A 20,739-nucleotide genomic window follows, 5' to 3' on the forward strand; every position below is an offset into this window, starting at 1 on the left:
CTTAAGCGGCCCGCACTTGGCACGGAACAGCATTTGCAACGCGATGTGCAATGAATTTCCAGATTTCCCCTTCCTTTCATTTTCGCACGTATGAGAATTACGGACAACGACCGCGTCGACATTCCGGCGGCTCGCTTACCGCGGTTGGCCGTACAAATGAGAGGCACGACACAACAAGTCAATTCTTTGGCGCGTGTCGTGATTAGGGTCAACTCGAATGCCTCACCGGCGCGAATCGTGCGCCTTCACCCCAAAGACTAAGTTCGCCTGCGCCACTCGTGTGTAGGGGAATGCCTCGGTGAACATGGGGCGTCGCCCGTTCTGGCCCATCAGCGCCCGCCCAAGGTATCCTTAGTGCCTGTCGGCCCCGTAGCTCAGCTGGATAGAGCGTCCCCCTCCTAAACTTACGGTCGGGCTTTTGGGCTCCAGGGTGGAAATGCGGAAATGGGCTTTGTTTATGGGGTTTGGTGTAGTTTCGAACAGGATTTCGACACGGGTTCTCACGGGTCTAGGTTGAGTTGTACGGGTACCCGGTGTCCCAGGGGTGTCCCAACTTTTTGACGGATTGGACGATGTCCCAGAAATCACTTGAGCACATCCGGGCCGCGTTCGGCCCCACGCAATACCTGTTTGGGGTGGATGAAGTTGCCGCGTTGCTGGGCAAGCAAACCGATGCGGAAAAGGACTACGTCCGTGTCCAGATGCGGCGGGGTGACATCCCGGGTGCGCGCAAGGACGGAAAGTCCTGGAAAATCCCCATCGACGACCTTGCCGACCTGCTCGACGGCCACCCGGTGCAACGGGCTCCGCCCATTATTCCGCTGTCCACCAGCAGGCCGATGAGCCGCCGCCGGTCGCTTCTGGGGGAGCGCTTGGGCGACATCCGTGCGCATGGCTTCTGGTCACGTGTCGCCGAGGCCCTGGGGTGGGCTCAGGAAGCCCAGCTCCTCGACCAGGGCGCGATGGACATCATCAATGAGCTCCGGCGGGAGTGGGCACTCAAAAACACCGCTCGGTTTGATGCCAGTTTTGCCCCCGCGAGCGCACCGGCGAGGGGAAGGGGGCCAGGGAACACGCTCTGACACCATGCACTGGGTTGACGACGAAAGGACCACCAGAGGGGAGCGAAGGACATGGCCGGCATCTTTGAGGCGTTTCTGAGAGGGCTGCTGGGCGGGGCATCGGGCAGCGCACGCAAGCGGGCAAAGAGCCCCGTTGCTAGGGCGGTCGCGAAGGCCGTTTACCCGCAAAAGCCAAAGGCAAAGCCAAGGGTAAAAGCGCCGGCACGCGGCCACGGCGATTACGCCCAGGAAGTGGTCGGGGAATCAAATTACCAGCCGGCACTGCGGGCCATCCAGGCCACCAAAGACAAACCCTTCCACCGCGCGCGCCTCGTGCCCGAGGACAGCAATCCCTACGATAACCTGGCCGTCCGCGTGGACGTCGCAGGACACACCGTGGGTTACCTTCCCAAGGCCGATGCCCGGCGATGGCGGAAGGGCGCAGGCCCGAAGACCTGCGATGCATTCATTGCTGACGCCGGACCCAGGACAAACCTCGGCGTCTGGCTCAGGCTCTGAGCACAAAAAAAGGGGCATTGCCCCCTTTCTGCTTCCTTGGATGCGTGTCAGGCCTCAGCCTGCAATCGGTGCCACGACCTGCTCGACACGCGCCGCCAAGCTGGATAAGCGGTGCGCAGGAACTTGCCACTCGCCGTACAATTCCCCGGGAACACAGGGAACAATTGAATGGACACTTTGACTGACGGGCGTGCTCGATGAGCGCGGCCGACCCTTCGGGCTATTACAGGGTTCTGGAAGTTCCGCCGACCGCAACGGGTGCCGAGCTCAAGGCCGCCTTCCGCCGCAAGGCTCAGGAATATCACCCTGACCGCTGTAAGCGTCCGGATGCACAGATGCTCTTCCAGCTGGTCAACACTGCATACCAAGTGCTGGGCGACCCGGTTGCGCGTGCGCACTACGACACGGCCACTGTTGAGCCCGCCCCGGATGCACGGGCCAACTCCAAGTCCAACTCCCCGGACCCAATCCGGTGCAGTGTCTGCGAGAAGGTCACTGCCCAGCCCCGATATGCCATCTTTTTCCGGGTCTACAGCGCTATCGTTGTGACCAATCGCCAGCCTGTCCAGGGCATTTTTTGTCGCCCGTGCGCGGACGCAAAATGCATGGAGGCGACATGGTTCACGTGGGCGCTCGCATGGTGGGGTGTCCCCTGGGGGCCCGTGTATGGGTTGTCTGCCATCTTCACCAACATGTTTGGCGGGAAACAGCCCGCCGACATCAACGCCCGGTTGCTTGCCCATCAGGCCTGGTACTTCTCCGCCATCGGCAAGCGCGACGTAGCCAAGGCAATTGCGCAGGATGCGCTGGACATGGCCCTGAAGGCGCCCAAGGATGTATCAGGGGAGATGGGCCGGCTTCGTGCCGCCATCGACGCATTCCTGGCCACTTACCCTGCCGGCGAGAAGACGCCGAAGCTCAAGAATGTTTGGGCTGTTGCCCGTGCCAGCTTTTTCCAGCAGGCAGCGGCATTCCTGGTCATCGTCGGCTTGGGAGCAGTGACCCTCCACGCCCTCACCATGGATTCGACCGGTGGTTATCGGCCCACTGCGTCAAGCACCGGCCATACAGACTCAAAGCCCTATGTAGCAGAGCCATCTGCTCCCGACGTAGCTCCATCCGTAGTTCCTTTGACGGTTCCTCGCGCTCCAGCAGTCCAGTCCCCTTATGGCCCATTGGCTGCGGCACCGGCACCCTCGCCGGTTTCAACCAAACCCCCTTACATCCGGCCGGGCCTGACGCCGTTCGGTCATGCATGGCCGAAGACGGCGGCATATTTGACTGGTGCGCCGAAGAAGAACCTGGACGGATACTCGGAAATCACGGTGGACAACACGGGCAACGCGACGGATGTGTTCGTCAAGGTCGTCTACCGGTCAGGAGTCGAGAGTTATCCGGTACGCCAGTTCTTCATTCCTGCCCACGGGAAGTTCGTGGCCCAGAAATTCAGGGCCGGGACCTACGATGTGCGGTACCTCGACCTGGATTCCGGCGGTAAATCCCGCTCGGATGCCTTCACGCTCACGGAGGAACAAATGATGGAAGGCGTCCAATACAGCCGCTATGAGCTGACGCTCTACACCGTGCCTGGCGGAAACATGGAAGTCCATCCAATTGCGGATGACGAGTTCTGATTGGGGCGTAGCCTGCGGCGGCCGTCAGGAGCGGGCGGGGCGCCTCACCACGCAAACAGGGCCAGCCAGACCCCAGGGATGGCGAGCGCCAGGCCACCGAGGGAGTAAGCAAACTGCGCCAAGCCGCTGGGGCTGGATTCGCCCCGAGTGCCGACAAAAATGGCCGCTGCGCATAGAAGAATGCCGAGAACACCCATGGGGAAACCTCCTGTTCGCTGGTTGGTATGGGGACGATAAGTAGCCGGTGTCTCAAAGTTTCAGACTGCTGCTCTATCCATAGCAAGAAAAGAGGGCTTGTAAAGAGAGGGCGTTGGACTATGCTTTCCCCACTTTCATCCCAACGGAAAGCCCATGTCGCTCGAAGAAATCCGCACCCTGGCCCAGGCGGCGAAGATGCTGCACAAGTCTGCGCGTGAGCAGATTGAAGAAGTGGTGACCGTCTCCGGGCTAACCCTTCCCCAGCTTTTTCCGGAGCTCTTCCAGGGGGTATCCGATGCCATTCCGGCCCGCACGGTGCCGGCGTCGGCGGCAGGCGCCGGTAAGACCCCCACCGGCCGGGAAAAGAAGGTGCGCCCCCCTCTATACGCTGAACCCGAGGGCACGATGAGCCTGGGTCGAACGTGGTCCGGTCAGGGTCACAGGCCGCTCTGGGTCGAGAACGCCGCTAAGAAGGGTGGTGCAGCCGCAGTCGAGGCCATGCTCCTGCCCGGTGGCAGTCATTCCCTGGGCGTCCGAACCTGGCTCGAAGAGCTCCGGGTCCGGGATGCTGGCAAAACCAGGACGCAGTTGGGGGGATCCCTGCCAGCTGCCACAACGAACGCGCGCGTCCGGGGCAGGAAGCCGGGCGGCAAAAAGCCACTCTGACCCTTTCTTAGGGTTCCCGTGAAAAAGGCCCCGGCAATCTGGGGCCTTTTTTGTGGCCCTCGATAATGGGCCAGGAAAAAGAGACGCCGCCCCCTCTTGACAGGTTGCGGCGCTCTGGTACCTCTAAGTCATGGCTTCCAAAGCAGCAAACTTTGGGAGCGAGCAAAAGGAACCTGACTTCCGCAATGCCCGGCCGGGTGGCCCTAGAGCCACACTAACAACAACCGGGACTTCCGCAAGCCCCCTTTTTCTCGCCCCGAAACCGCTCTGGAAGACTGCGCGGCCCGGGCTATGCGTCCCCTGGCGGAGGAAGACTCCCCGGACACGATTCTACCGGGCCACCGCACTGCCGACATTGGGAAAACACCCGTTCGGAAGTGGGTAAGAGCGCGTCGCAATCCGGGTAAGGCAGAGCGATACAGGACTGCCGCGAACCGGGACGGGGGCACCCGTCGAATGGGGCAAGGCGACACCGCAGAGGCACCCGGGAAACCGGGCGGGGGAACGCGGAGCAGCAGCGGCCACGCTGTGAATCCCCCTTGTTTTTGGACAGTGGCAATTGTCCATGGACCACCCCCAGCCGCATCGCGGCACCACAGCCGGGGGTTAAGCAGGCCAACGACTGCCCAATGTTTTTGGGTAGGGGCGAGCGCGCCCATGGGCTCCGCCCAGATACCAAGGAAGTGGGTTGGGCGCCGACGGTCCCCCAAGGACAGAGGCGGCGTCCGGCACACGTCTCCTGCCTTTGCACGACACAAGCCAGGCAATGGACGGCGAGGCGGAGGAGAAAGCGCTTGCGCTGACGACGACGTCCGAGTCCGTCCGCAGGCCCCCTGGGGGGCCGAGGATTGGGGGAGAGCACGAGACCGGAGGTCGAGTGTGCTTGTCCGCTCCAAGCAAACCACGGGCAGTCCGGCCGGTAAGGCCCGCTAAGCGCACCGAGGACCGGGCGAGGGGGAAGGACTTTTTGGAGGGCCCGGAAAATCAGAGGCCAGGAGCCGAAAAGACAGAGAGCCAGAGCTTAGAAGCACCCCCGGAGGGGGCCGCGAAAATCCAAAGCTGAAAGCACTTGGGCGTGCGCGCGGCAGGTATGGTTAAAAAATGTGACGTAGTTCACAGAATTATTCTCTAAAGCACCCTTGCGCGCTCTTCAATCGTCTGTAATGTCTTTTCAGGGAGAAATGTTTCTCTCTGAAAAAACATTAAAAGAGGATATTGCCATGGCTAGAGATACTGTTTCTGTTGATAAGTTTATTGCCCTGCTGAAGCAATCTAAATTGAACAGTTGGTCCGGGAACGAAGGCGAGAATTGGGACCGGGATGGCTGGATGTCTGGGGAAGTGGAGGCATACCTTGCCGCCCCCGGGTTGCGCATAAAATTTCAATTGGTGGCTGAGTTCCCGGCAGGGAAACCGTCGCGTGCAAGAATTCAGGAGGATATGCACGACGGCAACCGACAGCTCTGGATCGATTGTGATTTTGAGGTGGAGGATGAGGAAGGCAACATCCTCGATGAGGACGAAATCACGGCGCTTGTAGATGAGCACACGGAGCTTTTTGAAACGGACTGGTATGACCTCACCGGATTTGGTGACGACGAGGAAGACGAGGAAGACGAGGAAGACGAGGAAGACGAGGAAGACGAGGAAGACGAGGAAGACGAGGAAGACGAGGAAGAATAAAAGCCACGTGCCGCCATCAAATCCAAGTCCGTACCACAAGCGCCGCCAGGGCGCTTTTTTTGTGCCCGCCCACCGCGTTCAGTGGGCCGGACACTTGCCGAGACGCCCTTTTTTGCTACATGAAAAAATGTGACGCAGGTCACGGATTTATTTTCATTTTGCCTCTTGCGCGTTTTTTGTTCGTCTGTACTGTCTATTAGAGAGAGCACGTTCTCTCTGCAAATAACCTACATTGGAGATACGAAAATGAGCAAATTCACGACCATTAAATCCTTTCGTTCCGCCCTCGGTGGCGAGTCCTGGCGTGCGACCTCGGACGGGCAGACCGTGCACATCCAATCCCGCACAGGAGCTACCTGGCGCACCCGCCGGGCCATGGATGCCGGGTCTTTCGAGACGTATGCCGACCGAGTCGGACTTTACGACCCGTACAACGACGACCCGGCAAAGCTCGCCCACCTTGCCCATGCCTGACCAGAAAGGGCGGGGCCACGCGCCCCGCCCCGGTCGGCTGTTTCCGCTCCCCCTATTCCCCGGAGTTACCCCATGAACACTTCAACCCCCTCCACCGCACGCAAGCACCGCGCCCGTAAGCCACGTCTGACCGCCCGCCAGCGGCGCATCTTGGACGCCGGCACCCCCGATATCCGCAATGCCCTCGATGCGCTGGCCCGGTATGACCGTCGCCAGGGCCGCATCGGCTCGAAGGAATACCCCGACGGCCAGCGCGACAAAGGCGGGCGGTGGTACCCGTCAGCGGCCGAGGATGCTGACGACATCATCGGCTATTTCCGGCGCCCGTCTGCCGCTTTTCCGATGTCGTATTTCAAGGCCTGTTTCTCACTCAGTCACTGCGAAGCCCTCGAAAACGCCGACCACGAGCTGGTTTTGGATGTCCGCCGCGAGGCCAAGGCGGCCGGCTTTGGTGACACGTTCGATGCGGAAACGAAAGCGGCCGTGCTTGCGCATATCGACAGCCTCTTTTCCGCAGCCGTTCCCCCCGCTGTATCCCCCACCCGGGCCCGCGCCCGGCTCTAACCCAACAGGAGTATTTGCCATGTCCAAGCTACTGACCGTTGCCGTCGATGAATTCGTTGAAGCCCTGCACCACGGGCAGACAAAAAGTGCTTACGAGGTGGTCGAGCAGCACGCGAGCAGGGGAGTGACCGTCAAGGTCCAACACACCGTTCTCCTCGACATCGGGGCTGCCGCTCGGCTGGAGGGGCTTTTCTACCTCGCAGATGACCTCGACCCAGACGTCGCCTGTCTCGCGTACACCGGTACGGGTGCACCGAAGTGGGAGCTTCTGGTTGTCAAAAACCGCCCGCTGCGGCTTGACGGAATGGGGCCGGACGCGACTGAGCTCCTCGGAACCGCACTGATTGATCGCCACCTGCCCGAACATCTGCGCTTCGACGGCGAATCCCTTGTTCACTACGTGCGGAAGGAATTACTCGATGCCGCACTTCCAGAGACCCAAACCGGCGCGGGCACTGCCCGCCGGCTCTAACCCCAACCCCCCCTTGCCCCCCCACACAGGAGTAATCCCCATGTCTTCTCTCTTCCCTTCTTTCATGAGTTCCGCATACCCCCTCCATGCCGCCGCCGCCCATGGCGACCTGTCCGGCGTCCAGCACTGGCTCGGGATGGGATGCAGCCCCGCTCGCCGCATGCCCCTCGGGCTGACCCCCCTCCACTTTGCTTGCGGCGCCTACAACGACGCCTGCCGGGAGGGCCAGATGCCGACCGCGTCAAGGGCGGTCATCGAGCTCTTGTTGGTCCTCGGGGCCGACATCCATGCGCACGATGCGTGCGGCCGGTCGCCTCTGACCCTGCTCGGGGAGTTCGCCTGGTTTTCGGGCGCCCCGGCTACGGTCAACCCCGAAGAGCTGATGGGCTGGCCGGAAGAAGCCCGCCGGGAGCATCGTCGCGACGCCCGCCGGAGCCGCCGGGACCACCGGGTCCGCGCTCGGCAGAAGGTTGCCGACCGGAGGCCGGCGGCGTGAGGGGTGTTGTCAGAAAAGTGGTCTGTTTTGCCCGTTTTCGATGCTGCGACTTAACAATTTAAAGCGGAAACCAGGGGGCGCCGCGAGGGCGCCTTTTTTTCTATTCCGAACTAGGTGGTGGCCAAGACTATAGGTCGTCCCTGCCTCCGCGCGCGACCTTAAACAGGCAAGTTCTTTTGATACAGATAGCTTATTTCTTCGGCCTTCTTCCCGATTTTTACATACAAGTCGTATAGGCCAACGCTCGGGTCTTTCCCTACATAGGCCTTTGTAGCATCGAGCAGGTCCTGCAGCTCGCGCTGCTTTTGTTCGACATCAATCTGCCATTGTGGCTTGGTCACGTAAGTGCTCCTGGGCGGTCAGTGGTGTATGTCGAGGTCAATGTGCCAGCTTCGCCCCGACGTGTTGGGCGCGGGCTCGTAGTTTCCAATGTTCTCGGAGGTGGTGAACGTACGAATGCACGGAATCGGCATCCGATGACGGCGAACCGGATTTCGTGCAAGCTTTGCCCCAAAAGGATTTACATGGGGAGGGGCAATGGCTCGAAAGGATGTACAGGCAGTCTTGGAAGCAGGAGCGGGGCCCTTGGATGTCGGTGCCGTGTGGCACCGGTGGGACCCCCATCTGCACGCGCCTGGCACCGTGATGAACAACCAACTTGGTGTCGGCCCCGGCGCGTGGGATGCCTACCTGACTGCAATTGAGCAGCTCGACCCGCCAGTGCGCGGCATCGGCATTACGGATTACTACAGTGTTGAGACCTATCTGGAATGTCTTAGGCATCAGGCTCAAGGACGGTTGCCCGGTTGCGTCGTCTTTCCTAACGTCGAGCTCAGGCTCAATGTCGGCACAATCAAGGGCCGCTTCATCAACGCCCATCTCCTCGTTTCACCCGAACACCCCAACCATGTTGACCAACTCCGGGATTTTCTGGGGCTTTTGACGTTTGACGGATTCGGGAAGACCTTTTCGTGTACGCCGGATTCCCTGCGACAATTGGGTCGGAAATTCAGGAACGACCCCGCCCTCGATGACGTGGCAGCGCTTCGCGCTGGCACCGAGCAGTTCAAGGTATCCCTGTCGGAGCTCGGCGAGCTTTACCGTAAAGACGATTGGGCCCGGGCGAACATCTTCATCGGCATATCGGGCACGTCGACTGACGGAACATCCGGACTGGACGGTGCCGATGCAGTCCTTCGGCAGGAAATCGAGCGCTTCTCCCACATCATCTTCGCCAGCAGTCCGGCACAACGGCTCTACTGGTTGGGGCAGGGCGCACAAGGCGTTGCACAGCTGATTGAACGGTACGCAGGAAAGAAGGCCTGCATGCACGGCTCCGATGCACATGCGCTGGGACGGGTGGGAAATCCTGAACAAGGTAGATACACGTGGATTAAGGGAACTCCGACCTTTGATGGGTTCCGACAGGCGGTGCTTGTCCCTGAGCGCGCTTTCGTAGGCAGTGAACCACCAAGGGGCATCCTCGGGAATCAGGTCTTGACTGGCATCAGCATACAGGACGCTCCGTGGATTCAGACACCCAGAATTCCGCTTAATGCCGGGCTCATAACCATCATCGGACCCAGGGGCTCTGGCAAGACGGCACTCGCCGACATGCTCGCCGCCGGCTGCGATGCCACGCCTGACGCAGAGCTTGAATGGGAGGGCGGCCGCCGACAGACATTCATCGAACGGGCAGGGGATTTGCTCGGTGACGCAGAGGTATGCGTCGAGTGGAAGGACGGGGACAAGGTATCGAGGGCGTTATTGGGCCCTCCTGGCGGTGGCGGAGTGCCTATTCCAAGGGTTCGCTATCTTTCCCAGCAATTCGTCGAGCGTCTGTGTTCAGCAGAAGGCATTACAGATGAGTTGCTCGCAGAGCTTCAGCGCGTTGTGTTCGAAGCCCAGGCGTCTGAGGAGAAAGCTGGTCTCGCGTCGTTCTCGGACCTTTACGACGAAAAGACGCGCCGGACCAGGTCAGGCCGGGAAATGGATGAGAACCGTCTGGCAGAGCTCTCCCAGCAGATTGCGGAGGACCTTGAGCGTCGCACCTCATTGCCTGGGCTGCTGGCATTGGTGGGGGAGAAAGGCCGTGTCATGCACGACATCGAGCAGCAGCGCGGGAGACTCGTATCAGCGGGGAGTGCCGCCAACCTGGCACGTCTCCAAGGGCTGGAAGCTGCCCTTGGCAGTGTGCAAATGAAAATCAGGCAGATGGAAGGGCGGCGTCGGGATATCGAGATTCTTTCAGACGAAGTCCAGCGCTTTCGTGCCTCCGGTTCTCCTGCTGCCCTTCGTCAGCTTCAACAAGCCCATGCCGTGGCGGGCCTGTCCGTAGATGACTGGAAGAACTTTGAGCTCGTGTACGCTGGAAAGGTCGATGATGTGCTGAGCAAGCGCGGCTCTGAGGTCTCACAATTGCTCGCAAACTGGGTAGGTGCACCGCTGGTACCGCCCGCTCCAGGTTCGTCGCTGCTCAACCCCGACCATCCGGCTGCGATGCATGCACGGTCGGTGCTGGAAGCAGAAATCGCCGGTGTCCGGATGCTGGTCACGGCCGACCAGGCGACAGCGTCTCAATACGCTGAACTCACGAAGCGACTTGAGTTGGAAGTGGCCGCAAAGGAAAAGCTTGAGAGGCAGGTCTCTGAGGCCCAGGCCGCCGAGGAGCGCCTGAAGTCCATGGTGACCGAGCGGGAAACGACCTATCGGAAAATTTTTACATGGATTGCCAAAGAGCAGGCCATGCTCGAAGGTCTGTACGAACCCCTCCGGCAGCGCGTAGCTTCGGCAGGTGGCACCCTTGGAAAGCTCACTTTCAAGGTGGAGCGCCACGTCGATGTTCGGCAGTGGGCGGAACAGGCGCAAGGGCTACTCGATTTCCGCCGGTCAGGAGAATTCCGTGGCGTTAATTCCATCGAGTCATATGCGCGGGACCATCTCCTGAAGCCGTGGAAGTCAGGGACGCCGGACGAGGCGACAGCGGCCATGGCGCACTTTCGCGAAGCGCACCATGCCGAGCTTCTGGACAAGGCTCTCGTGCCTCGCGAGCGCCGGGATGAGTACCGGAACTGGATGAAGCGCTTCAGTCGCTGGGTGTACAGCACGGACCATGTCCAGCTCAGGTATGGCATCGAATACGACGGAATCGATATAACGCGCCTGTCGCCCGGGACGAGGGGAATTGTGCTGTTGCAGCTGTATCTTGGCCTGGATGAGCATGATGGGCGGCCGCTCATCATCGACCAGCCCGAGGAAAATCTCGACCCCCGTTCCATCTTCAGTGAGTTGGTTCCTCTCTTCTGTGAAGCGAAGGAGAGACGACAGGTCATCCTCGTCACACACAATGCAAACCTTGTAGTAAACACGGATGCGGACCAGGTCATTGTCGCCACCGCTGGTACCCACGAGACCGGCGGGTTGCCCTCGATGCTATATCGCGCGGGAAGTATCGACGACCCGACGATTCGGTCTCTCGTGTGCGAAATCCTTGAAGGCGGGAAGGCTGCATTCCAGGAGCGGGCACGGCGGCTGCGGGTCGACTTCAGCGCTGCGTAGGACCGCGCGTCCCGGGAATTGGTGAAGGCATCCGCCGGCCGACGTGGACCTTTCATAAGGGCCGGGGGATTTTTCGACACTCCGTCCGGAGCATGCCCCTTGCGCTCCCAACGGCGTGCTTGCGGCGAGTAAGCCAAAAGCTGCCGCGTTTGGCGGCCACGCGCACCGGGAGCCAAGTATCGCCCTCGGACCCGGAGTCACAAAATACGGAATTCTTCGTGTTCGGAGGGCCGCCGCGACTGCTCCCGCACCGTCGAGCTGCCCTTCCGGGACGGAAATCAGGTCGTTCTGCGGGGTCGGGTCCAACGCCGCGATGGCTTCAAGTGCTGCGGCGGCGGAGCAATGCAATCGTGCTATTCGTGCCTGCTTATGCTCAAGGGCGGAGGCGACGATGATGGCCAGGACGCGGCCGGCGTGGATGATGAGCATGCGGCATGGGCGGAGGGCGTCGTTCGTCATCGGCCAGGGGAGTGCGTTTTCCCCGAGACTCGCCGATGAATCGTCGAATCAGGGTCGTCCCGATGTCGCGACCTAATTCCCCTATGGCAATGACCGCCCGTCAGGCCAGTGGGTCCCCGGCGTGGTCAGCATCGAGCCATTGGTAGGGCTTGTTGACTGCCCACTCGATGGAGCGTGCGAGCCAGTCGGATATCCGGTCTCCAACGAGTGCATCGGCCGGAACACTCCCACTCATGCCGAGGGCTTCGGCCTGGGATGTCAGTCCGTCGGTGCCTTCGTGCCGGAGCTCATGGAGGACGCGAACCCGGTTCTCCCTGCGGTGGCTTCCCTTGGGGCGGCAAGTGGCCACGTCGTCATCAAACTGTTGCTCCATAGCGCCGATGAAGAAGCTCGGAGATGACTTCCATTGCGCCCGCCTCGGTGGACGCCCGGTCGACGGCGGTTAATGTTGGTAATTCAAGGCTGTCAAAGCAGTCGCCCGCATCGCTGACGATTTCAACGGTCCAGATGGTGCCATCCATCTTCCGCTCGGCCCGGAACCGTCCGGGTCTTCCGTCGGCATACACAAAAGGGCCCTCCAGGACGCGGCTCCGTGTGGGATGCATGACTGGTTCCGTGATGTCTTCACCAAGGATGACCGTTCGCGCCTGCGCACACACGTCGACGGTCACGTCATCGAGCGTTGGTGATGTGCCGAGCATGTAAGCCATCGGGGACGCGCCGCACTGAATCGATGCGTGCCACACCCAGCGTGCAATGCCGGCGTCAAATGCGGCATTGACCTTGGCCTCAGCGGTGTTGCCACCACCATCGGTGCAGTGAAACAGCAGTCGCGCAGGATGCACGGGTCGTGTCATTGGTCGTCCCCGGCCGCAAATCAGAAGCCAGGGCGAATTCCCCGTGGACAAACGCCAGGACGGCGCATGCCGTTTTCTACCGCCGACCGTCCTACCAATGCCCACGCATTGCAAGCGCTTTACTACTGGAACCGCCGAAAAAACCGTTCTTCTCACATCGTCGTCTGCCCGTCTTCACGAAAAAGTGGTGGATTCGGTTTGAAGCAATACCGATGCCGCATGGGGCTGGCTCAGCGAAAACGGAGTTGACCGTCGGTGCACAACGTCACGCCCATCCTTCAATTTTAGCTGAGGAGTACAGTGATGAGCGACGACAAGAACAATCGGGGGCCGGCTGATGCCCAGCGCATCAACGTCAACGAAGACTATGAGGTTCGTTACTGGACCCGTGAGCTTGGCATCAGTGAGGAAAAGCTTCGTGACCTCGTCAAGCGCGTGGGCGTGATGGCGAAGGATGTCCGCGCAGCCCTCCACACATCATGACGGACTCGACCATCTACATCTGTCCACCTGCAACAGGGCGTGGCCGATGGCGGGTCAGCCTTCAGGGGAGGGAAGACGGTGAGGCTGTCAGTGAGGAGGAAGCCATCCGGTTGGCAACGGGCTTGGCATTCGCGATTGAGACCGGTGGGGATTTTGCCACTGTGAAACTCGAACAACCCGATGGTCGATGGAAGACCATCCGCGAGTAGAGGTGGTCAGGACAGGTCGTCCACCAACCGGGAGGCCGCGCGGGCCAGTTCCGCGAAGGCCTGGCCGAGGTCCAGACCCGGGGGGCCTCCCGCCGGGCCAAGCGCTTCGGCAACACGGTCCGCCGCTAGGACGACATTGTTCAGGCCCGCATTGGCCGCAAGCTCTTGGACCTGGGCCAGGCAAAGCCGCGCACCATCGAAGTCGGCCTCCATGGCGGCAACGCCGAGCGCGGTGATGCCCGCATTGATGGGGTCTGCCGGGACTGTTGCGCCTGGGAACATGGACGTCCTGCTGAAAGGGAGACCCTGAGTGTAGCCCCGTCGAGTCCTCACCGCCTCATTTCCGCTGCACCAGTGTGATTTTCCCATTGGGTTCCAGACGCGCCGTGACAACCTCATGGTCGGACTCCAAGCCCGCCCCATGGAGCGCCCGGTCGAGCGCGGCATCGGGAACGTTCTGCCTTTTCATGACTTCCTTTTGCCGTTTCCCGTCCCTCACCAGAATGGCGGGGTAACCCTCCGTCATGCGGTTCAACCACGCCCACCGTGTGCACAGCCACGCCACGACCTTGTCGGTTGCAAGGATGGCCGCGACACCGATGAAGGGACCCAATACGCCTTTGTCGTCACCAATGATGGCCGTGCGCAATGCACCACCAACCAGGACAAGCACGATGACATCAAAGGCTGTCATCTCTCCGAAGGCGCGCTTGCCGGCAAGGCGCATCAGCACGAGTAAACCGATGTATGTGGCCACACCGCGAAGGGCGTAGGCGTACCAGGGCATCGAGAGTTCAAAGACATCGTTCATGGGTGCTCCTCAGGTGCCGGTCCTGGAGTTGGGCTCGTCCACCTTTTTCGACTGCGGGGAGTCTTTCTGCCTGAGGAAAATCGACAGCACGATGAGCGAGAAGACGGCCAGGAATTCAGACTGCCAGTTCTGGAAAGATTCAAACCAAAATGAGGGGTCTGCTGCGTACTGGCCGAAAGTTTCGACAGGCTGATGGTGTAGCTCAGCCGTTTCGATGGATTTTCGCCAGCTGCCCAGCAGGTGCCCACAGAAACAGAGCAAAAACAGGAACAGGAAAGCCAGTGACAGGGAGTTGGCGTATAGCCACCGATTTACACCACTCCTGAGGCACGCATCTGGCTGAAGGTGCTCGGGTGTGTCAGCCGCTTTTTCGTCTTCCTCGTCCATGGGCCGGGATTCCGCCGAGCCCTTTTGCCGAAGCCAGACGGTGAGCAGCACGTACACGCCCATTTGCAGGAATTCCGATTCCCAGTTTTCCAAGGTGGCAGACCAGAAATCCCCGCTGACCAGATAGGGCGCAAACGCAATGGAGGGCCGGCCGTGCTCGATGAGTTCGTCATTGTGGGCAGCAAAGCCGGTGACGCACTGCGCGGACCACGTGGCGAGCATCATGAGAAGAACGACGATGCTCAGGCCATTTCGATGAAAGAAGCCGTGGCGCATCATGGGCCGCGCCCACTGAGGTTGAAACAGGCCCTCACTCAGGGCGCTCCAGCTCGTCCCGCCCGAGGTCCTCGATTTTGCGTTGTTCGAATGATTCGATGAGCGGGCGCAGTTCGAACTCAAAGATGTCTTGCTCTAGTTCGGTGAGGCTGCCAAACCCCTGGTCGCGGACCTTGATGGCGACGGCATAACCGGCGTCCTCGTTGGTGAGGTATCCACTGCCGATGGCATCTCTCAGCGACTCGGTCAGCTCGTTTGCAATATGGTCGTTCCAGCCCATCGGGCACCTCCAGTGGTTTTCCGCGTTCTCTCACCCGACCGGTCAACCTTGTGAGAAACCGTAACCAACGAGGCGTGGACGGCCGGACCTTGCGGTGGGGCGTCCACACGCTTGAGCGCAATGCGGGCCAGGAGACCCCACCATGACGACGGCCAGCACGATGAGGACGAAGCGCATCACCATTGTTGAGGCCATGCCAATCCAGTGCGTGTGGATGTAATCCTCAAAGATGTTTCGAAGGCCAAGCTCCGTGTGCCACAGCATCAGCAACAAGAAGACCGCGAGCACCGTGGCATTGGCGGGATGGCCGATGCGGTGCAGGGCTGTGTCGGAATCGCTGTGGACGAGTGAGAGCACGAGGACAACAACCCACACAGAGACCGGGATGAGGGTCCACGACGTCAATGGCATCGCCATCCATACGCTTGGCCCGGAGTCTGCAGAGCCGGTGTTCCGTGCACGCTTGAGCGGGTGGCGGAAGTCGTGAGCCATGGTGATGTTCCCTGGTCGGCCGGGCCGGCGGGCAACCGGGAATGAACGCGAGGACCAGTTGCCGCCAGCTCCGCCGTGGTGTGAGCTTCCACCCCGACAGGTGACGCAGGCGCATCCTCCGGCCCCAGGAGACTCCACAGCAGGTTCACCTGTGTGGAGGTGACCGGCGACGATAGCCTGGCGACTGGTGCGGACCAGCTCTTCAGGCACCCCCACCGACACTCCGGGAAAAGACAACGCGCCGCCCAATCACAACGACCCACGCAACCACGATTCGCCCATGGCCTGGATAACGGCGCCGGCAAATGGGGGATGGGCGGCGCCCCTCCTCATTCCTTGGGGTCTTGCTGTAGCGTGCCGAGGTCAGCGCCGGTGACCGGGTCACGGGACGGGTCGGACGCGCCGCGTGCTGAAAAGGCGTCTACCGCGTCCTGCTCCTTGGCGTTCAAGGTGACCGAGGCCTGCCCGTTGCCACCGTCCACAGGAAGAGCGTCTTCGTCCGGGACGATGATTTCACTGAAGCCCTTGCCCTGACACCAGGGACCCGTGGTGTCGCCTTCGCCCCGGGACGTATTGACATAGACGTCTGTAAAGCGGGGGTCGCCAGGCAGCTTTCCGGGCGGGAAGCTCTGGTCCATGGAGTACAGCGCTTTTTCGAACGATTTTTGGTGTGCAATCTCGCGTGTCATCAAAAATCCAAGGGCTTCTTTGACACCCGGGTCGTCTGTGACGTTGATGAGACGCTCGTAAACAATTTTTGCCCGGGCTTCGGCAGCAATATTGGAGCGCAGGTCAGCAGTGGGTTCGCCGATGGAATCGACATAGGCCCCGCTGAACGGCACACCTGCCGAGTTGATGAGCGCCGGTCCACCGCCAAACAGCACCTGGGTGACGTGCGAATCGTTGCCGGCGCCTTGGAGAGACCGGAACAACTCGGCCTCCGAATCGACCGCCTCTGCCAATTTGCCCTTGGCGCCCCGGTTGAGCATGGCAACCAGTGAGCCGATGACCTCCAGGTGACTCAGTTCCTCGGTTGCGATGTCCAGCAGCATGTCTTTCCGGCCTGCATCTTCTTCAGCGAGGGCTTGGGTGAAGTAACGCATGGCGGCGGCAAGCTCGCCTTGGGGACCCCCGAATTGTTCAAGAAGAAGGTTGGCAAGGGCAGGGTTCGTTTCGCCCACCCGGACTGTGTACTGCAATCGTTTATTGTGATTGAACATGCGCTGGCTCCTCTCGTGGCTGGCCAACAGACACTGGAAGTGCGCGTGTGCATGTCTTGGTTCAAGGCCGTGATTTGAGCCTGACGCAAGTGAAATCAGGTCTGAAAAACACATTCGTGAGGTTAATGGCTGGCCCGATTCACACATGCAAGAAGCCTCGTTGATGGACGTTCGCCCAATATCTGGAGACCACGCAGAGGAAGACATTCATGGCCGAGCTTCAGGACAACCTCATTGACTGGCTGCGCGACGCCCATGCGATGGAGCAGCAAGCAGAGCACATGCTCAAGGCCCAGGCAGCGCGAATCGAGCACTACCCTCAGCTCAAGGCACGCATCGAACAGCATCTCCAGGAGACACTGGGGCAGCAAAAGCTCATCGAGGGGTGCCTCGCGCGGTATGACACGAAGCCCTCCGTGACCAAAGACGCCATGGGCAAGGTGGTGGCATTGGGTCAGGCCATCGGTGGTTCCGTCAATTCCGACGAAATCATCAAAGGGGCCATCGCCGGATACGTGTTCGAGAACCTTGAGATTGCGACTTACACCACGTTGCGTGCCGCCGCCCTGGCCCTGGGCGACACGGAAACCGTTCGAGTCGTGGATGAAATCGTTCCCCAGGAGCAGGCCATGGCGGAATGGCTGCTTGCCCATCTCCCGGAACTGACGGACGACTTCCTGGCCCGGGATGCAACCCCTCACGTTGAAGCCAAGCGCTGACCTACAGGAGACAAACAATGGCCGTCAAAACCCTCGAAGACCTCTTCATCCATGAGCTGTCGGACATCTACAGTGCAGAGAAACAGCTGACCAAAGCCCTTCCACGCCTTGCCCGGGCCTCCTCGAGTCCGGACCTTGCCGCCGCCTTTGAGTCACACCTCGAAGAGACCCAAGGGCAGGTCGAGCGGATTGATGAAATCGTCGAACTCCTCGGCATCCGGCTCAAACGCATGAAGTGCGCCGCGATGGAGGGCCTCGTCGAAGAGGGCAAGGAAGTTATTGATGAAATCGAAAAGGGCCCGTTGCGGGACGTTGCGCTCATCGGTGGCGGCAACCGGGTTGAGCACTACGAGATTGCCGGATATGGCGTCCTTATCGCCCTGGCCAACCAGCTCGGGTACACGAAGGCCGTTCCCCTTCTGCAGGCGACCCTGAAAGAAGAGAAAGCCGCCGACGAGAAGCTCACCTTGCTTGCTGAGCAGATGGGCAAGCAGAAGGCCGCCGAAAAGGCCTGACGTTTTCCTTGGGCCACAATGTGCAGCGGGCGCCCCCGGGCGCCCGTTTGCTGTCGGGTAGTCGCCCGTCATGCGACTGCGACACTTTTGGGCCCTGCACTTCACGGCGCGCGGCCTAGGGTTGGCGTTTTCCCGTCAGGAGTGCCGCTCATGAAAGCCGTCGTCTTCCACGGTCCCGGTGACATCCGTCTTGATGATGTGCCGGAACCCACCCTGCAAGCCGACACCGACGCTATCGTCCGACTGACGAGTTCAGCCATCTGCGGCACCGACCTCCACTTCATCCGGGGGACGATGAGTGGCGTGGAACCGGGCACCATTCTCGGGCACGAGGGCGTCGGTGTGGTCGAGCAACTTGGCAGTGCGGTGAGAAACCTCAAAGTCGGCGACCGCGTGGTCATCCCTTCGACCGTGGGTTGCGGCTATTGCGCCTACTGCCGGGATGGCTATTACGCCCAGTGCGACAACGCCAATCCGAATGGCCCAGGGACCGCCTTTTATGGCGGTCCGAAGGAAGGCAGCGGGTTTGACGGCATGCAGGCCGAGAAGGTCCGCGTGCCGTTTGCCAGTGTCAACCTGGTGGGATTGCCGGACGAGGTCAGCGATGACGAAGCCATCCTCCTGTCCGACATCTTCCCGACGGGCTACTTTGGTGCCGACCTTGCCGGTATCAAACCCGGGCATCTGGTTGCGGTCTTTGGCTGTGGCCCCGTGGGTCAGTTCGCCATTGCCTCCGCCAAGCTCTTCGGCGCCGGCCGCGTCTTTGCCATCGACCAGCACGAGGACCGTCTGGAGATGGCCCGCAAACAGGGCGCGGAGGTCATCAATTTCGCCAAGGAAGACCCTGTTGAGACCCTGAAAAAGCTCACAGGCGGCATCGGTGTCGATGCGGTGATTGATGCCGTCGGTGTTGATGCCGAGCATGCACACAGTGGTCCTGCGAAAAAGAGCAACACGCCCGAGACGGCCAAGGACGCGTCAGCGGAGGCCCGGGAGAAAGCCGAACACTTCCAGGCTGGGGACGGCCCGATGCAGGTGCTCCAATGGGCCGTTGACGCCGTGGCCAAGGTCGGGACCATCGCCATCATTGGTGTCTATCCGCCGTCGGACAACCACTTCCCAATTGGTGCGGCGATGAACAAGAACCTGACCTTGCGCATGGGCAACTGCAACCACCGCAAGTACGTCCCCATGCTCGTCGAGCTCGTGCGCTCAGGCCAGATTGTGCCCACGGCCATCCTCACCGAACGCGAACCCCTGAGCGATGCGATTTCCGCCTATGAGCAGTTCGACCAGCGCCTGCTTGGCTGGATAAAGGTCGAGCTCAACCCGTCCGAATAACCACCACGTGTGGCAGCCGGTGGCCTTGGGCCGCCGGTTGATTTTGCGGTCCGCCGCAGCCCCGGTTCTCCCGGGCCTTTTTTTATCCGCCAAGAAAGACCATGGCACCGAGCCCGGCGAACATGAGGGCGGCGGTGAAGCCAACAATGACCCGGTTCGACAACGGACTTGGCTGCCCTTGCATGAGCTTGGGGTTGCCCGTAATCAGCAGCAGGCCGACAAGCAGGAAGGGGGCGAGGATGCCGTTGACCACGGCTGACCAGAACAGGGTCTTGACCGGGTCGATGTCAAAAACATCGAACAACGCGCCGCCAATGGTCGCGATGATAAAAACCGCATAGAAAGACACCGCCTTTTTCAGCTTCTTGTCGAGGCCACACACCCAGTCAAAGGTTTCGGCGAACGCGTAGGCCGCCGACCCCGCCAGTGTCGGAATCGCAAGCAGCCCTGCGCCCACTAGGCCTCCGGTAAACAGCAGGAAAGCATAGTCGCCCGCCAGGGGCTGGAGGGCACTCGCGGCATCCTTGACCGTTTCGACCGTTTTACCATGCGTGTGCAAGGTAAAGGCGGCGGTGAGGATGATGAAAAACATGACCAGATTCGAAAAGAACGTTCCGGTCCAGACATCGAGTTTCCGGTCACCGAGTTCCCGTTTTGTCGCGTTGCGCCGTGAGGACAAAAGCCGCCGGCCCTTGGCTTTGTCCTCTTCCACTTCCTGACTTGCCTGCCAGAAAAAGAGGAACGGAGAGATGGTGGTGCCGAACAATGCCACCAGCGAACTCCAGCCCTCTTTGCCCTGGGGCAACGTCGGAATAAAGGTGTCGTGGGCGACCTGGGTCCATTGGGGCTTTACCAGAAAGGCGGTGACAATGTATGCGAGCAATACCATGGCAAGCCACTTCAACACGCTGGCAAGCTGGTAGTACCGCAGCCGGACGGCAAGGACACAGATGCCGATGCCGTAGACCCAAACCCACAGCAGGGCAGGTCCGGCATGGAGCATTTCCATCGCATCGCCCATGCCGCCAAGGTCGGCGGCGATGTTCAAAAGGTTGGCACCGAGAAGGGCGACTGCCGAGACACCGACAAGCCAGCGGGGAAAGCGTTCGCGCAGCGCACCGCCAAGACCCATCCCGGTAACCATGCCCACCCTGGCGCACATCATCTGCACCACGGCCATGAGGGGCCAGGTCAACAACGCGGTCCACAAGAACTGGGTGCCGAACTTCGCCCCGACGAGTGAAAACGTTGCCACTCCCGACGGGTCATCGTCGGCTGCACCTGTGGTCAAGCCCGGGCCAAGCGCGCCGAGGAATCGACGCAGGCCGGTGGGTTTGGACGTCTCGTTTGGGGCTGGTTCGGCCAT

General features: G+C 60.8%; 23 protein-coding genes. 14 read left to right on the forward strand and 9 right to left on the reverse strand.

All coding sequences use genetic code 11. The annotated features are described in order from the left end of the window. Positions 1–572: 572 nt before the first annotated feature. The 9 genes from KPL74_01705 to KPL74_01745 all read left to right on the forward strand — a co-directional run bounded on the left by KPL74_01705 (position 573) and on the right by KPL74_01745 (position 7,766). Positions 573–1,082 (forward strand): helix-turn-helix domain-containing protein, encoded by a 510-nt coding sequence (locus tag KPL74_01705; GenBank protein ID QWT20735.1) that lies wholly within the window; start codon positions 573–575, stop codon positions 1,080–1,082. Positions 1,083–1,133: 51 nt separating this feature from the next. Then, a complete protein-coding gene (locus tag KPL74_01710; GenBank protein QWT20736.1) occupies positions 1,134–1,580 on the forward strand; it encodes an HIRAN domain-containing protein in 447 nt (148 codons plus the stop codon). 197 nt (positions 1,581–1,777) lie between these two features. Further along, on the forward strand, positions 1,778–3,214 hold the full coding sequence (locus KPL74_01715) for a J domain-containing protein (protein QWT20737.1): 1,437 nt from the start codon (positions 1,778–1,780) through the stop codon (positions 3,212–3,214). A 351-nt stretch (positions 3,215–3,565) separates the two neighbouring features. After that, positions 3,566–4,078 carry an H-NS histone family protein gene (locus KPL74_01720; GenBank protein QWT20738.1) on the forward strand — a complete coding sequence of 171 codons (513 nt, stop codon included), beginning with the start codon at positions 3,566–3,568 and terminating at the stop codon, positions 4,076–4,078. A 1,220-nt stretch (positions 4,079–5,298) separates the two neighbouring features. Then, positions 5,299–5,760 (forward strand): hypothetical protein, encoded by a 462-nt coding sequence (locus KPL74_01725; protein ID QWT20739.1) that lies wholly within the window; start codon positions 5,299–5,301, stop codon positions 5,758–5,760. Between the two features lie 246 nt (positions 5,761–6,006). After that, positions 6,007–6,234: a hypothetical protein gene (locus KPL74_01730; protein QWT20740.1), complete on the forward strand. Its 228-nt coding sequence runs from the start codon at positions 6,007–6,009 to the stop codon at positions 6,232–6,234. Positions 6,235–6,306: 72 nt separating this feature from the next. Then, on the forward strand, positions 6,307–6,798 hold the full coding sequence (locus KPL74_01735) for a hypothetical protein (GenBank protein ID QWT20741.1): 492 nt from the start codon (positions 6,307–6,309) through the stop codon (positions 6,796–6,798). Between the two features lie 19 nt (positions 6,799–6,817). Beyond that, entirely contained in the window at positions 6,818–7,270 is a 453-nt protein-coding gene (locus tag KPL74_01740; GenBank protein QWT20742.1) for a hypothetical protein, read from the forward strand. A gap of 40 nt (positions 7,271–7,310) precedes the next feature. Then, complete coding sequence (locus tag KPL74_01745) at positions 7,311–7,766, forward strand: ankyrin repeat domain-containing protein (protein ID QWT20743.1); 456 nt, start codon at positions 7,311–7,313, stop codon at positions 7,764–7,766. Positions 7,767–7,924: 158 nt separating this feature from the next. Here KPL74_01745 and KPL74_01750 read toward each other — a convergent pair whose 3' ends face one another. Then, positions 7,925–8,107 (reverse strand): hypothetical protein, encoded by a 183-nt coding sequence (locus tag KPL74_01750; protein QWT20744.1) that lies wholly within the window; start codon positions 8,105–8,107, stop codon positions 7,925–7,927. A 304-nt stretch (positions 8,108–8,411) separates the two neighbouring features. Here KPL74_01750 and KPL74_01755 point away from each other — a divergent pair, with 304 nt between their 5' ends. Further along, on the forward strand, positions 8,412–11,324 hold the full coding sequence (locus KPL74_01755) for an AAA family ATPase (protein QWT20745.1): 2,913 nt from the start codon (positions 8,412–8,414) through the stop codon (positions 11,322–11,324). An 815-nt stretch (positions 11,325–12,139) separates the two neighbouring features. Here KPL74_01755 and KPL74_01760 read toward each other — a convergent pair. Further along, positions 12,140–12,640, reverse strand: a complete 501-nt coding sequence (locus KPL74_01760) for a hypothetical protein (protein ID QWT20746.1) — start codon at positions 12,638–12,640, stop codon at positions 12,140–12,142. 303 nt (positions 12,641–12,943) lie between these two features. Here KPL74_01760 and KPL74_01765 point away from each other — a divergent pair, with 303 nt between their 5' ends. Then, on the forward strand, positions 12,944–13,123 hold the full coding sequence (locus tag KPL74_01765) for a DUF3606 domain-containing protein (protein QWT20747.1): 180 nt from the start codon (positions 12,944–12,946) through the stop codon (positions 13,121–13,123). A gap of 215 nt (positions 13,124–13,338) precedes the next feature. Here KPL74_01765 and KPL74_01770 read toward each other — a convergent pair whose 3' ends face one another. The 6 genes from KPL74_01770 to KPL74_01795 form a co-directional block, all read right to left on the reverse strand. Continuing rightward, positions 13,339–13,614: a hypothetical protein gene (locus tag KPL74_01770; protein ID QWT20748.1), complete on the reverse strand. Its 276-nt coding sequence runs from the start codon at positions 13,612–13,614 to the stop codon at positions 13,339–13,341. A 55-nt stretch (positions 13,615–13,669) separates the two neighbouring features. Beyond that, a complete protein-coding gene (locus KPL74_01775; GenBank protein ID QWT20749.1) occupies positions 13,670–14,143 on the reverse strand; it encodes a DUF421 domain-containing protein in 474 nt (157 codons plus the stop codon). A 9-nt stretch (positions 14,144–14,152) separates the two neighbouring features. Then, positions 14,153–14,809, reverse strand: coding sequence for a hypothetical protein (locus KPL74_01780; protein QWT20750.1), 657 nt, complete (start codon positions 14,807–14,809; stop codon positions 14,153–14,155). Between the two features lie 31 nt (positions 14,810–14,840). Then, entirely contained in the window at positions 14,841–15,086 is a 246-nt protein-coding gene (locus KPL74_01785) for a hypothetical protein (GenBank protein ID QWT20751.1), read from the reverse strand. Between the two features lie 42 nt (positions 15,087–15,128). Further along, positions 15,129–15,578 carry a succinate dehydrogenase, hydrophobic membrane anchor protein gene (gene sdhD, locus KPL74_01790; protein QWT20752.1) on the reverse strand — a complete coding sequence of 150 codons (450 nt, stop codon included), beginning with the start codon at positions 15,576–15,578 and terminating at the stop codon, positions 15,129–15,131. Between the two features lie 329 nt (positions 15,579–15,907). Continuing rightward, on the reverse strand, positions 15,908–16,798 hold the full coding sequence (locus KPL74_01795) for a manganese catalase family protein (protein ID QWT20753.1): 891 nt from the start codon (positions 16,796–16,798) through the stop codon (positions 15,908–15,910). 209 nt (positions 16,799–17,007) lie between these two features. Here KPL74_01795 and KPL74_01800 point away from each other — a divergent pair, with 209 nt between their 5' ends. The 3 genes from KPL74_01800 (at position 17,008) to KPL74_01810 (ending at position 19,373) form a co-directional block, all read left to right on the forward strand. Then, on the forward strand, positions 17,008–17,517 hold the full coding sequence (locus KPL74_01800) for a DUF892 family protein (protein ID QWT20754.1): 510 nt from the start codon (positions 17,008–17,010) through the stop codon (positions 17,515–17,517). Between the two features lie 17 nt (positions 17,518–17,534). Continuing rightward, on the forward strand, positions 17,535–18,032 hold the full coding sequence (locus tag KPL74_01805; protein QWT20755.1) for a ferritin-like domain-containing protein: 498 nt from the start codon (positions 17,535–17,537) through the stop codon (positions 18,030–18,032). Between the two features lie 150 nt (positions 18,033–18,182). Beyond that, positions 18,183–19,373, forward strand: coding sequence for a glutathione-dependent formaldehyde dehydrogenase (locus tag KPL74_01810; protein QWT20756.1), 1,191 nt, complete (start codon positions 18,183–18,185; stop codon positions 19,371–19,373). 82 nt (positions 19,374–19,455) lie between these two features. On the opposite strand, the gene KPL74_01815 is transcribed toward KPL74_01810, so the two are convergent. After that, a complete protein-coding gene (locus tag KPL74_01815) occupies positions 19,456–20,739 on the reverse strand; it encodes a divalent metal cation transporter (protein ID QWT20757.1) in 1,284 nt (427 codons plus the stop codon).

The sequence above is a fragment of the Bacillus sp. NP157 genome, assembly GCA_018889975.1.
Classification (GTDB): domain Bacteria; phylum Pseudomonadota; class Gammaproteobacteria; order Xanthomonadales; family Rhodanobacteraceae; genus Luteibacter.